Source organism: Streptomyces laculatispora, assembly GCF_017353455.1.
In the GTDB taxonomy this organism is placed as follows: domain Bacteria; phylum Actinomycetota; class Actinomycetes; order Streptomycetales; family Streptomycetaceae; genus Streptomyces; species Streptomyces laculatispora.
Window position 1 is genome coordinate 1 of record NZ_JAFMPZ010000491.1, and the last position, 12,067, is coordinate 12,067.

At 68.7% G+C, this 12,067-nt stretch carries 12 protein-coding genes; 4 read left to right on the forward strand and 8 right to left on the reverse strand.

Going from position 1 to position 12,067, the window contains the following annotated elements; all coding sequences use genetic code 11:
- Window positions 1-293: 293 nt before the first annotated feature.
- Together J1C73_RS24730 and J1C73_RS24735 are read left to right on the forward strand one after the other, a co-directional pair.
- The gene (locus tag J1C73_RS24730; protein ID WP_207318322.1) at window positions 294-1,148 is read left to right on the forward strand and encodes a DUF5753 domain-containing protein; all 855 of its coding nucleotides are present in this window, start codon (window positions 294-296) and stop codon (window positions 1,146-1,148) included.
- 12 nt (window positions 1,149-1,160) lie between these two features.
- Window positions 1,161-1,346 carry a DUF397 domain-containing protein gene (locus J1C73_RS24735; protein WP_207318323.1) on the forward strand — a complete coding sequence of 62 codons (186 nt, stop codon included), beginning with the start codon at window positions 1,161-1,163 and terminating at the stop codon, window positions 1,344-1,346.
- Window positions 1,347-1,364: 18 nt separating this feature from the next.
- Here J1C73_RS24735 and J1C73_RS24740 read toward each other — a convergent pair whose 3' ends face one another.
- From J1C73_RS24740 to mnmA, 5 genes are all read right to left on the reverse strand, one after another.
- Window positions 1,365-2,513: a restriction endonuclease subunit S domain-containing protein gene (locus J1C73_RS24740; RefSeq protein ID WP_207318324.1), complete on the reverse strand. Its 1,149-nt coding sequence runs from the start codon at window positions 2,511-2,513 to the stop codon at window positions 1,365-1,367.
- A 40-nt stretch (window positions 2,514-2,553) separates the two neighbouring features.
- The gene (locus J1C73_RS24745; protein ID WP_207318325.1) at window positions 2,554-5,169 is read right to left on the reverse strand and encodes a type I restriction-modification system subunit M; all 2,616 of its coding nucleotides are present in this window, start codon (window positions 5,167-5,169) and stop codon (window positions 2,554-2,556) included.
- 109 nt (window positions 5,170-5,278) lie between these two features.
- Window positions 5,279-6,109: an RloB family protein gene (locus J1C73_RS24750; protein ID WP_207318326.1), complete on the reverse strand. Its 831-nt coding sequence runs from the start codon at window positions 6,107-6,109 to the stop codon at window positions 5,279-5,281.
- Complete coding sequence (locus tag J1C73_RS24755; protein WP_307797790.1) at window positions 6,106-7,278, reverse strand: AAA family ATPase; 1,173 nt, start codon at window positions 7,276-7,278, stop codon at window positions 6,106-6,108. The genes J1C73_RS24750 and J1C73_RS24755 overlap by 4 nt, the downstream gene beginning before the upstream one ends.
- A gap of 208 nt (window positions 7,279-7,486) precedes the next feature.
- Complete coding sequence (mnmA, locus tag J1C73_RS24760) at window positions 7,487-8,617, reverse strand: tRNA 2-thiouridine(34) synthase MnmA (RefSeq protein WP_207318328.1); 1,131 nt, start codon at window positions 8,615-8,617, stop codon at window positions 7,487-7,489.
- A gap of 61 nt (window positions 8,618-8,678) precedes the next feature.
- Here mnmA and J1C73_RS24765 point away from each other — a divergent pair, with 61 nt between their 5' ends.
- On the forward strand, window positions 8,679-9,365 hold the full coding sequence (locus tag J1C73_RS24765) for an N-acetylmuramoyl-L-alanine amidase (protein ID WP_207318329.1): 687 nt from the start codon (window positions 8,679-8,681) through the stop codon (window positions 9,363-9,365).
- Here the strand turns inward: J1C73_RS24765 and J1C73_RS24770 are convergent.
- The 3 genes from J1C73_RS24770 to J1C73_RS24780 form a co-directional block, all read right to left on the reverse strand.
- Window positions 9,358-10,527 (reverse strand): cysteine desulfurase family protein, encoded by a 1,170-nt coding sequence (locus J1C73_RS24770; protein ID WP_207318330.1) that lies wholly within the window; start codon window positions 10,525-10,527, stop codon window positions 9,358-9,360. The two genes, J1C73_RS24765 and J1C73_RS24770, sit on opposite strands and share 8 nt — an antisense overlap.
- A gap of 142 nt (window positions 10,528-10,669) precedes the next feature.
- Window positions 10,670-11,026, reverse strand: a complete 357-nt coding sequence (locus J1C73_RS24775; RefSeq protein WP_242644650.1) for a DUF4190 domain-containing protein — start codon at window positions 11,024-11,026, stop codon at window positions 10,670-10,672.
- Window positions 11,027-11,088: 62 nt separating this feature from the next.
- On the reverse strand, window positions 11,089-11,250 hold the full coding sequence (locus tag J1C73_RS24780; protein WP_207318331.1) for a hypothetical protein: 162 nt from the start codon (window positions 11,248-11,250) through the stop codon (window positions 11,089-11,091).
- Window positions 11,251-11,352: 102 nt separating this feature from the next.
- Here J1C73_RS24780 and J1C73_RS24785 point away from each other — a divergent pair, with 102 nt between their 5' ends.
- Window positions 11,353-11,979, forward strand: a complete 627-nt coding sequence (locus J1C73_RS24785; protein WP_207318332.1) for a TetR family transcriptional regulator — start codon at window positions 11,353-11,355, stop codon at window positions 11,977-11,979.
- The last annotated feature ends 88 nt before the right edge of the window (window positions 11,980-12,067 follow it).

Below are 12,067 nucleotides of genomic sequence, written 5' to 3' on the forward strand. Positions count from 1 at the left end.
CCTCCTGGGGTGCGAGCGGGTGGGTGAAGTGGGCTTGCGCCAGGGGTTGTTGCGGTTGGTACGCCGCGAGAGTCGGTGGCAATGCCGGTCCGGGCCTGCCTCCCGGGTGGGCAGGGTGGATCGGTGCGCTTCCGTCGATAACGGTGAGCAAGTGGCGCTCATCAGAGAGTAGAGGTCGAACTCATAACAGTGCTACCAAGTCACTCCGAAGGGTTAACTGCCCGGTTTCGGTGGACCGCGCCGTTCCTGCCGGAAACACTGTGCGCGGGTCCAGCAGAGAACGAGGACAACACATGGCACCACGACATGCCCCCACCATCCTTCAGCGCCGATTCGGCATCGAGTTGAGGCGGCTACGCGAAGCTGCCGGCATGACGGCAGCGGAGGCCGCAGGCCTGTTGGGTACCGACCGGACGGTCATCGCCAACGTGGAGGCCGGGAGGTTCGGCATCAGCGAGGAGCGGCTGCGGCGTCTGGGCAGCATCTACGAGTGCGACGAACCAGGCCTGATCGATGCCCTGGCAGGACTGACGGGTGGACGCCGGACGGGCTGGTGGGAGGAGTACCGGGGCAAGATCCCGCCGGGCTTTCTGGATGTCTCAGCCCTGGAGAACTACGCCGTTCGCCTGCGCACGGTCCAGACTGCGCATCTGCCCGGCCTGTTCCACACGGAAGACCACGCACGCGCCATCTTCGAACTCTTCGTTCCGGCACTCCCCCGCCTCGAAGTCGAACTACGGGTGGCGCACCGCATGGCCCGTCAGTCCGTGATCACGAAGGATCACGGAGTCCCATACTCCGGCGTGATCCACGAGGCTGCACTCAGGATGCAGCTCGGGGGCCGGAGCGCCGCACGCGCCCAACTGCTGCACCTGTTGGACGCCGGCGAGCGCGCCAACGTGACGCTCCAGGTCATCCCGTTCACAGCGGGCGGATACCCGCTCCTCGGTGACGCTTCCGTCCTCTACGTGGAGGCTCCCAACTACCATCTGGACACAGTGCAGATGGACTCACCGACAGGAGCTGTGTTCATCGACTCGCCCACACAGCTGGCCAACTTCCGCACCAAACTGGACTTGGTCGAGAAGGTGGCGTTGACTCCCTCCGAGTCCAGGAGCTTCATCCGCTCCATCGCCAAGGAGTTGTAAGAGGTGCGTCACGTGGCCGACCTGCACTGGGTGAAGTCGTCGTTCTCCGACGCAGGAGGGAACAACTGCGTTGAGGTCGCGACGGTGGAGAACGAGGACATTGCGCTTCGGGAAAGCGACAGCCCCGATACCGTCCTGACAACTACCCCGTCCGCAATGCGCGCTCTCGTGCTCGCAGTTAAGAGCGGGGACGCCTGACGCGTCACTGGATGTTCGTCACCCAGCCAGCAGGTCCTCAACCGCGGAAGCCTGCAGCACCCGAATTTTGCGGATCTGCTGCTTCGCACTCTCGACTGAACGGCTGGCAACTCGGCATACCTCCGTGATCTGGCGTTGCTCCTCAAGGCCGAGTTGAGGGAACGGCACCCCAGCGAGGAGCTTCGAGTTGATCGTGTATAGGCCAGAGCTGGTCGTGCAACGTGTACGCCAGTAGCTGCGGACCACCGAGGCGTTTAGCCACAGCGCAGCGAACTCAGGAATCACGTCGTCGAACCTGAGACGGAAGAGATGGTTCTGGTAGAGCAGCCCACTCGTCGTTTCGTCAACGACTGCAGCCCTTCCGATCTGTTCGGGGTTCGCGTGCCCCTCCACAACGAGCACATCCCCCTTGGCCAGCTCGTAACGAGGAAAATCACGCTTCTGAGATTCCAGGATGGCAATGTCGTCGGCATCGATCCAACCCTTTCGTACGTTCGCCACGCGCAAGTAACCCACGGCGTTATGGCGAGGCACCCTGTGCGCTCCGAGCGTGACACCTGCTTGGCATTCAATAACCGCGTCGCCCAAAGCTACGAGCTTGTCCACATGGTGCTGGAGAAGCGAGTCAGTCAGGCCGGAAAGCAGGGCCGTACGCTTGTCCGCTTGCTTCTGCAGAACCTCGATCCGCCGCTCGAAAGCAGAGTGCACTGAGACAATCTCACGCTGCCCCTCGACAACGGGTAGCGGAATCGACAGACCTTCCACAAGCCGCGCATTAATCTTCACCATGCTGTCGCTGGTACCTCGCGCGCCTCCGCGCACGACCCGACGCAACGGCTCCGACCTCAACACAATTTCCAGGTACTCAGGCAGACACCTGTCCGAATCCGGCTGCAACCGCATCATGAGGTCGGGATAGATGCAGGGAACTCCGGTATCCGAGAAACGCCCCACGAGGCCGACGAGCTCACGCGTATTAGCTCGACTCATGAGCAAGTCACCATTCTCCAACTGGGAACGGCGAGCAAGCGGTGTGTCCGGAACGTTCTTCAACTGCTTTGGCGAAAATCCATGGCTCCCCAGGCAGGAAAGACCCAGAGCTTGGAGTCCGGTCCACTCCGGCAGGTCATTTGGCGAGTATCCGTTCTGCGGGCGTTGCTTCAGCACACTCCCAAGAGCCACAGTACGACGCTCTCGTGAGCCTACTTCACCGCGCATAACCCAGCTCCTCCAGCCACGTCCCCAGCTCCCCCGCAGCCGCCCCGCTTTCCGTCTCCAGGTCAGCCAGCGACACCCCATACTTCTCCGACCACTCCCGGAACGCCGCCACCAGCTCGCGCCGCCGCCGAGCCGCGGCCGAGTCCAGGCGTCCGGAGAGGTCAGTGTCCAGCACCTCCAGGACCACCCGCTCCGGGCCGTCCTTCTCCGCGTTCTTCACCACGTCCCGCGCGGCCCGCAACTGGGGCAGGAACACCTCGTCCAGGCCCTTCCGCTTCTTCCTGGCCGCCGCCAGAACCTTCTTGCTCGCGGCCACATCGTCGGCCAGCTCAGCGCGCTTCTCCGCCGAGGCCACCGGAGCGGCGTCCTCCTCCGGCTCGGCACCGTCCGCATCCTCCGCAGCCTCGTCCGCCGCCTCCTCCGCCTCGACGTCCCCGTCCGCCGGCTCCGGCCCCTTCGCCTCCGCCAGCGCCTCCAAAGCCGTCTTGTACGCCACATCCGCCTCGGCGACCACCTTGTCCGCCGCCGTCACCGCGTCCAGGAACTCCGGGATCAATACGCGCACGACCGGCTGGTCCATGGCGCGACGGCGGTCGACGGCCGTGACCGTCGTCTTACGAGTAGTCGTGTCATCGTCAGGGATCACCGGCTCGACGATCGCCTCGACCGAGTCGACCCACCCCGTCAGCACCCGCTCGAACCCGCCCGCCGCCAGCGCCTTCATGTCGTAGCGGTTGGTGGCCCACCAGTCGGCGATGATGCCGGCCGTGGTGAACTCGTCGATCACGCCGACGGCACCGATGTCCCGCTTGAACGAGTCCAGGAGCCCGCTCCGCAGCTTCATCAGCTCACGGTCCGCCGCAAGCCCCGCGAACAGCGGCGCGTGGGCCTCCCACCACGTGCCGTACACCTCGTCCAGCTCGGACTTCTTCTTCTCCGCCAGCCACGGGATGCGGGCCGCCGTCGCGTCCGGGCCCTCCGGCAGGAAGTCGTAGTAGTCCGGGTCGCCGTCCCGCACCGCGAACAGCTCCGTCGCGTCCACGCCGAACGAGTGGAACAGTTCCGCGCGGTCCGCGACCTCGGTCACCGGCACCCCGCCGTACAGGTGCGCCCGTACGTCCTGAGGCTCGGCGGGCGGCGAGTTGTCCACCCAGCGGCGGATGTTGAGATTGGCCTCCGCCGCCAGCAGGTCCTCCACCTCGACCTCGCGCGAGTACCGTGGGATCTGGCGCCACTGCTCGTACGTGGTGACGATCTTCTCGACGTGTTCCGGGCGGAGTTCGTTCTGGTTCCGGCCCACCGTGAAGTCCCGGTCGGCGTTGATGAACAGGATCTTGTCCACCCGGCCCGTGCGCTTGCGGTGCGGGCGGCGCAGCACCAGCACGCAGGCCGGGATGCCCGTCCCGTAGAACAGGTTCGGACCGAGGCCGATGACCGCCTCGATGCAGTCGTCCCTGAGGAGCTGCTCGCGGATGTCGCGTTCCTTGCCGCCCCGGAACAGCACCCCGTGCGGCATGACGATCGCCGCGACGCCCCGCTCCTCCAGCACCGCAACCATGTGCTGGACGAACATGAGGTCGGCCTTCTTACCGCCCTCCGGCGCCCAGTGCTTCATCCGCTTCCCGTGGTTCCTGTCGGCCTCGGCGACCAGGGAGGCGTCGTAATTCAGGGAGAACGGCGGGTTGGAGAGGACCTTGGTGAACCGGCGCAGCTGCGTGGTCCCCGGCTGGAAGTGCATCGGTTCGGTGAGGGTGTCCCCGTGCTGGAGGTCGAACTCCCGGATGCCGTGCAGCACCATGTTCATGCTGGCCATGGACCAGGAGGGGCCGTTCTTGTCCTGTCCGTTGACCGAGAGAAGCGTCGGGTCCTCGCCGTGCTCCTCCACATGCTCACGGGCCGCGATCAGCATGCCGCCGGAGCCTGCGCACGGGTCGTAGACGGACTCCTCGGCCTTCGGGTCGACGAGCTGGACCATCATCCGTACGACAGCGCGCGGGGTGTAGAACTCCCCGCCCTTCTGCCCGGCCGAGTCGGCGAACTCCCCCAGCAGGTACTCGTAGGCCGCACCCAGCATGTCCGGGAACTCGAAGTCCTCGTTGCGCAGCCGGTAGAGCGTGAAATGGCGGATCAGCTGGGACAGCTCGGCATCGGTGAAGCGGGGCTTCGTGCCGACGACCTCGTTGAAGCTGATGTGCGTGGTCACACCGGCGAGACGCTCGTTGCCCTCGCTGAGCGCGACCATCGCCTGGTCGAGCCGCTCGCCGACCTTGTCGGTGAGGGTCTGGATGCCGGGCGCGGGGCTGTCCGGAGCCGCAGGGTCGAAGTGAGGGCCGTTCCACCAGCGTGCCCGGGGCGGTACGTAGAAGACCCGGGTGTACGAATCCGGATCGTTGGCCCGCTTCAACGCCTTCGTCTCGTCCTTCGTCCGTTCCAGTTGCTCGCGGTGCACCCTCTCCCACTCGGGCTGGAACTCGTCCGAGGCACGTTTCAGGAAGAGCATCCCGAATATGTAGTCCCGGTACTCGGAGGCGTCCATCCGACCGCGCAGGATGTCGGCGGCCGAATACAGGTGCCGTTCGAGCTCGGGCAGGGTGATTCTGGCCACGCGCCATTCCTTCGTACGTACGGTGAGCGGATCGGGATGCTCAGGGAAGCGTAGACGTCCTCCGGATCTGGTGCGGACCGAAGGCCGAATCGGGCTGCACCCCGAGCGATCAGGCGTCCACGATTTCGAGGCTCACCAGCAGCCGCCAGACGTCGGTGGACGGATCACGGTCGAGAACCGGGCAGTCGGCGGCGTGGCCCGAGTGCGGGATCAGCGGATCGGGGCGCTCGGGAGCACCCTCCCACTGGTAGCGGTCCCTCCGGGTGGACTTCGCCTTGCACGTGCCGTGCTCGCACTGCCCGACCATGCTCCGCGCATTGCGGACAGCGTCGGATTCCTTCTCCTCCAACGCTGTGCGGCGCCCGTCCTTGACGCTCTTGTTGTTCCTCTTGTCGAACTTCTTGAAGGCCGGGTCAGCCTTCCGCAGCGCGTCCACCACGTGTTCGCTGCTCCCGCTACGTTTGCCCCCGAACGCCTGGAAGTGGAGCAGCAACCACAGTTCGAACGACGGGTGCGAGAAGCAGACCTCGGTGCCCGTCTCGGCCGCCAGTTCCAGCGCCTCGGGGATGTCGTGGTGCCGATCCCGGTCGAAAAGGGCCCACGCCTCGTCCTCTTTCGCCTCGGACTGAACCCTGGCAACCGCCCTGGCGGGAGTCAGCCCGTTCTTGGCGAACACCGGCTGGATGCGGAATCGCCGGCCGCCGGTGAGGCTGCCGTCCCCGAAGCGTTCGTTGAGGTAGTTGAGGTAGTCCGGCTCGGTGGACTCGCCCTCGCAGCCGACGTACAGCACCCGTTCCGCCCGCGTATCAGCCGGAGGCGGTGGCGCGGGGGCCACAAGAGGCTTCTCCTCGCCCTTGCGGCTCTTGCGTTTCCGCCGGGGCGGCTCGTCCGCCTGCCCCTCGGTACCGTGCTGTCCTTGCTGCCCACCCCACGTACTCACGCTGTTGCCTTCTCCTCCTGCCAGGACAGTTCGCGAGCGATCTCGCCCGCGCTGACGCGGGGCACCCCGCCGTAGCGCCCGCGCAGATAGCCGCGCTCCAGGTTCTCGCCGTCCTTCGGGTGGGCGGCGGTCAGCGGATAGATCTCCGTCGCGCCCGACCGGTCCTTGGCGGCGATCCAGGCCTGGTCACGGCCCAGCGGCCGGTCCAGCACCTCACTGCCCAGGAGGGTGGCGTCGTGCGTGGTGAAGATCAGCTGGGCGTTGCGCGGGTTGGCCTTCGGGTCCTGGAAGATCCGTACGACCTCCGCCGCCAGTGTCGGGTGCAGGGAGGAGTCCAGCTCGTCCACGAGCAGCACCGCCCCCTTGTCGAGCACGGTGAACATCGGCCCGAGGAAGGCGAACCAGGCGTGCGTGCCGAACGACTCCTCGGTGAGGAAGTCCAGCGGGATGTCGGTTCCATCCGCCGTACGGTGCCGCAGTCTGACCGCCCCGGTCTCCTGGTCGATTTCCATGCCAGTGACACCGATGTCGGCGGCGGCCAGCAGATGCAGGACTCGCTCGCGGTACCCGTCCTTCGCGTTCTGCTCGATGAGGTCCAGGGTCCACCTGGTGCGGTGTCCGACGTCCTCACCGGGTGTCACCAGCCATAGGTTGTCCAGGAACCACCGGTGCAACGAGGAGAGTTGAGGGTCGTTCAGAGTGGCGGCGGTGGACAGGAACAAGGAGTCGGGACGAGTGACCGACACCAGGAGTTCGCGATTCCCCTTGTAGCCCTCACCCTCGAAGACGAACTCCCCGCCCTCCGCTTCGGGTCGCCCCGCTTCGCGGTCGAACCAGGTCTCCCGCTTGCCCCCGGGGTAGGCGTGCAGCCATTCGGCCTCGACGCGCTCGTCCGAGAGCTCGAAGCCGTACGTGAAGCGGGTCCCGCTGCGGCCGAGGGAGAGGTCGACCTCGTACAGGCTGGTCTCCTGCGCGCACGCGGGGTCGAGCTTGAAGGGCTCGCGGGGCACGCCGGGCGACTTCGTCCAGTCGGCGAACGATGTGCGGACCGCATGGCGCATGTCGGACAACGCACTGAGCATGTTGCTCTTGCCCGCGGCATTGGAACCGAAGATGCCCAGCACCGGCAGAGCCGATACGTCGTGCCCGTCGTGACGGAGCCCAGTCACTCGGGCGTTGCCGTCACCGTGATCCGGTCCGATGAGCGACAGCTCGCACTCATCGCGGATCGAGCGGTGATTGGCCACCCGGAAACGCAGTAGCACCCTCGGCCTCCCGACAGGACGGGGAGGCTGGCCCCGTCGTACGTACACCGCATGCGGACGATCCGCATGTGCAGCCTATGACGCCGGCACCGGCCGTGCCAGCCCTGGCCCGTCAGCCCGCCGCCGCCGTCTCCCGCCGTACCGTCGTCGCGATCGTGGCCGACCCGACCACGCGCGTCCCGTCGTACAGCACGACCGCCTGGCCGGGGGCCACGCCCCGTACCGGCTCGGCGAACAAGACGGTGAGGGTCCCGTCGAGCAGTTCGGCCGTCACCTCGGTCTCACCGCCGTGGGCGCGGAGCTGGGCGGTGTACGTGCCCGGGCCGGCCGGCGGCGTGCCGCACCAGCGGGGCTTGATCGCGGTCAGGGCGGTCACGTCGAGGGCCTCGACGGGGCCGACGGTGACCGTGTTGTTCACCGGGGAGATGTCCAGGACGTAGCGCGGCTTGCCGTCGGCCGCGGGGTGGCCGATGCGCAGGCCCTTGCGCTGGCCGATGGTGAAGCCGAAGGCGCCCTCGTGGGTGCCGAGCTTGGTGCCGGACTCGTCGAGGATGTCGCCCTCCGCCGTGCCGCCTAGGCGGTCGGCCAGGAAGCCCTGGGTGTCGCCGTCGGCGATGAAGCAGATGTCGTGGCTGTCGGGCTTCTTGGCGACGGCCAGTCCCCGGCGCTCGGCCTCCGCGCGGATCTCGTCCTTGGTGGTGAGGGTGTCACCGAGCGGGAACATGGCGTGGGCGAGCTGGCGCTCGTCCAGGACGCCCAGCACATAGCTCTGGTCCTTGGCCATGTCGGAGGCGCGGTGCAGCTCGCGGCTGCCGTCGGCGGCGAGCACGACCGTGGCGTAGTGGCCGGTGCAGACCGCGTCGAAGCCCAGGGCGAGGGCCTTGTCGAGCAGCGCGGCGAACTTGATCTTCTCGTTGCAGCGCAGGCAGGGGTTGGGGGTGCGGCCGGCCTCGTACTCCGCGACGAAGTCCTCCACGACGTCCTCGCGGAAGCGTTCCGCCAGGTCCCAGACGTAGAAGGGGATGCCGATGACGTCCGCGGCGCGGCGGGCGTCGCGGGAGTCCTCGATGGTGCAACAGCCCCGGGCCCCGGTCCGGAAGGACTGCGGGTTCGCGGAGAGGGCGAGGTGCACACCGGTCACGTCGTGGCCCGCCTCTGCGGCGCGGGCCGCGGCGACGGCGGAGTCGACCCCGCCCGACATGGCGGCGAGGACACGGAGGGGGCGCTGGGAAGTCTGAGTCATAGCTCCACCAGGGTACGGGGCCCCGGGAACCGAACGCTCATGGATATGCGTTGTCGACCACATGGGGACGAAGGGCACGACAGGCGCCGAGGGCTCCGGCACCGGCATCAGCCGGCGTTCGGTGCTGATCGGTGGCGCCGTCACGGCGGCCGGCACGGCAGCGCTCGCCCGGGACCAGCTGAAACGTGCCTGGTGGCGGCTGCCGGGCGTGGAGAAGCCCCGTACACCCGGCGAGGTGGACTACGCGCGGGCCCGGTGGACGGCGGCGTCCCCGTCGAACTGGCGGCGGGCGGACCGCCCCGACGACTACGGCATCGACCGGGTCGTCATCCATGTCACGCAGGGCAGCTTCCAGAGCGCCGTCAGGGTCTTCCAGGACCCCCGGCACGGGGCGGCGGCGCACTACGTGGTGCGCAAGGACGGCCATGTGGAGCAGATGATCCGCGAGCTGGACGTGGCGTTCCACGCGGGCAACCGCTCGTACAACGAACGCAGCGTCGGCATCGAGCACGAGGGCTTCGTGGACCGCCCGCAGGACTTCACGGCGGCGATGTACGGGGCGTCCGCCCGGCTGACCGCGGCGATATGCGGGCGGTACGGGATACCGGTGGACCGCAAGCACGTCATCGGGCACGTGGAGGTGCCGGGCGCCGATCACACGGACCCGGGGAAGCACTGGGACTGGGACCGGTACATGAAGCTGGTCCGGGCGGCGGCTTCGGGCACCGGGCGGAAAACCGCTAGCTGAGCCCCGCCGTGCGGGCCCGTTCCACCGCCGGGCCGATCGCCCGTGCCACGTCGTCGATGTCCTGCTTGGTCGTGGTGTGGCCGAGCGAGAAGCGCAGGGTGCCGCGCGCCAGATCCGGGTCAGTGCCGGTGGCGAGCAGGACGTGACTGGGCTGGGCGATCCCGGCCGTGCAGGCGGAGCCGGTCGAGCACTCGATGCCCTGGGCGTCCAGCAGCAGCAGGAGGGAGTCGCCCTCGCAGCCGGGGAACGTGAAGTGCGCGTTGGCCGGGAGCCGGCCGCCGGGGGCCGGGTCGCCGCCGAGGAGGGCGTCGGGGACCTGCGCCAGCACGGCCGCGACCAGTTCGTCGCGGAGGCCGCCGATCTCCCGGGCGAAGTCCTCGCGCCCGTCGGCGGCGAGCCGTCCGGCGACGGCGAACGCCGCGACTCCGGGCACATCGAGGGTGCCGGAGCGCACATGGCGCTCCTGGCCGCCTCCGTGCAGCACGGGAACGGGGGTGTACTCGCGGCCGAGCAGCAGTGCGCCGACGCCGAACGGGCCGCCGATCTTGTGTGCGCTGACGGTCATCGCGGCCAGTCCGGAGCGGGCGAAGTCGACTTCCAGCTGCCCGAAGGCCTGCACCGCGTCGGCATGCATGGGAACGCCGAACTCGCGGGCGACGGAGGCCAGTTCACGTACCGGCATGATGGTGCCGATCTCGTTGTTGGCCCACATCACGGTAATCATCGCGACGTCGTCGGGGTTACGGGCCAGCGCCTCGCGCAGCACGTCCGGGTGGACGCGCCCGTACCGGTCGACGGGGAGGTACTCGACGCGCGCGCCCTCGTGCTCGGCGAGCCAGTCCACCGCGTCGAGCACCGCGTGGTGCTCGACCGGACTGGCCAGCACCCGGGTGCGGCGGGGATCGGCGTCGCGGCGGGCCCAGTACAGGCCCTTCACCGCGAGGTTGTCCGATTCGGTGCCGCCGGAGGTGAGGACCACCTCGCTGGGGCGCGCGCCGAGGGCGTCGGCGAGGGTCTCTCTGGACTCCTCGACGGTACGGCGGGCCCGGCGCCCGGCGGCGTGCAGGGAGGACGCGTTGCCGGTGACGGCGAGCTGGGCGGTCATCGCCGCGATCGCTTCCGGAAGCATCGGCGTGGTCGCGGCGTGGTCGAGGTAGGCCATGGTGGGCTCGATTCTACGAGCCTGCGGCGGGGCGTACGGCGGGCGCATGGCGCCTTGGCGCCCGCGCACCGCGGAAGGCGCGTCTCACCCGCCCCGGCCCGGGGCCCGATCCAGTGGGGAGAACGGCGGGAACCGAGCCCTGTCAGCCGCCGAAGTTCCAGGCGACGGCGCCGTTTCCGGTGACGAGGAAGGCCAGGATCACCAGGTCCGCGATGCCGAGTGCGAGTCCCAGCAGGGCGCGGCCGCGGCGGGTGGTGGAGCGGGCCAGGGCGATGACCGCCATGACGATGGCCGCCGGACCCAGCAGGATGTTCATCACCAGCAGACCGACGAGACCCAGGACGAACGAGGCGACGGCGAGAGCGTCGGCATCCCGGGTGGACCGGACGGAGCCGGGGCCCCCGGGGCGCCGGATGTGGTCCTGCGGTGCGTCGGCGGGGGCGCTCGGCCCGGCGGCGTCCGTCGCTCCGGAGCGGCGGGTGAGTGTGGTGAGTGTCATGGTGCGGACTCCTTCGGGGACGGATGCGGCGGGGGTGACCGGACGGCGGACGGAGGCGTCCGTCACCGGGACCGGCGCTGCGCGCCCATCCGCTCGCGCACGGCGAAGACCAGCAGCCAGCCGCCGATCAGCGCGCCGAGGACGAGAGTCAGCGGCAGCGGGATCTGGGCCACCGCTCCCAGCACGATCCCCAGCAGAAGCAGGGCGACGACAAGGACGATCATGGCCGGCCTTTCCACAATTGAGAGTACGATTGTTCACTGACTTGTCAGTCTAGACCCGCGCACCTCTTCCTTGCCCCGGAGAACAGTTGTTTACTGAATGGCATGAGTCACACCGCCGGCATCCGCCAGACCCAGAAGCTGAAGACGCGTCAGTCACTGCTGGACGCCGCCCTCGGACTGCTGGAGCACCAGAGCCTGAGCAGCCTGGGGCTGCGCGAGGTGACCCGCGCCGCCGGTGTCACACCCACCGCCTTCTACCGGCACTTCGACGACATCGCCGCGCTCGGGGTGGCTCTCGTCGAGCAGACGCTGGGCAGCCTGCACGGAATGATCGGCGCGATCCTCGCCGAGACCGGCGACAGCGAGGTCCGGCTGGACCGCAGCGTCGGCCTGATAACGCGCCATGTCCGCGAGCAGCCCGCCCACTTCCGGTTCATCGCCCGTGAGCAGCACGGCGGGGTCGGCCCGGTCCGCGAGGCCATCGCCTCCCAGCTCCGGCTGTTCGCCCAGGAGGTGGCGGCGGCGCTCGCCGGGGAGCCGGAGTCGCGGGGCTGGAGCGAGGAGGACCTGCTGATGCTGGGCGGCCTCTACGTCGACCACATGGTGATCACCGCGTCGGCGATGCTGGACGCGGGCCCGGACGGCGGACGGACGGTGGCCGACGTCGCCCGGCGCCGGCTGCGCCTGGTAACGCTCGGCCGGCTGCACTGGCTGGACGACGCCTCCTGACCCCGGGCGCCTCCAGTGACCCCGTGGCCCCGCGCCCCCGGGTGACCTCGCCCGAGCCGGACGCCGGATGCCGGATGCCGGATGCCGG

Bases quoted from the DNA above. Each gene is read 5' to 3' on its own strand.
- mnmA (WP_207318328.1), bottom strand. From the start codon at position 8,617: ATGACTCAGACTTCCCAGCGCCCCCTCCGTGTCCTCGCCGCCATGTCG.
- J1C73_RS24775 (WP_242644650.1), bottom strand. From the start codon at position 11,026: ATGACACTCACCACACTCACCCGCCGCTCCGGAGCGACGGACGCCGCC.
- J1C73_RS24780 (WP_207318331.1), bottom strand. From the start codon at position 11,250: ATGATCGTCCTTGTCGTCGCCCTGCTTCTGCTGGGGATCGTGCTGGGA.
- J1C73_RS24765 (WP_207318329.1), top strand. From the start codon at position 8,679: ATGGGGACGAAGGGCACGACAGGCGCCGAGGGCTCCGGCACCGGCATC.
- J1C73_RS24785 (WP_207318332.1), top strand. From the start codon at position 11,353: ATGAGTCACACCGCCGGCATCCGCCAGACCCAGAAGCTGAAGACGCGT.
- J1C73_RS24770 (WP_207318330.1), bottom strand. From the start codon at position 10,527: ATGGCCTACCTCGACCACGCCGCGACCACGCCGATGCTTCCGGAAGCG.
- J1C73_RS24730 (WP_207318322.1), top strand. From the start codon at position 294: ATGGCACCACGACATGCCCCCACCATCCTTCAGCGCCGATTCGGCATC.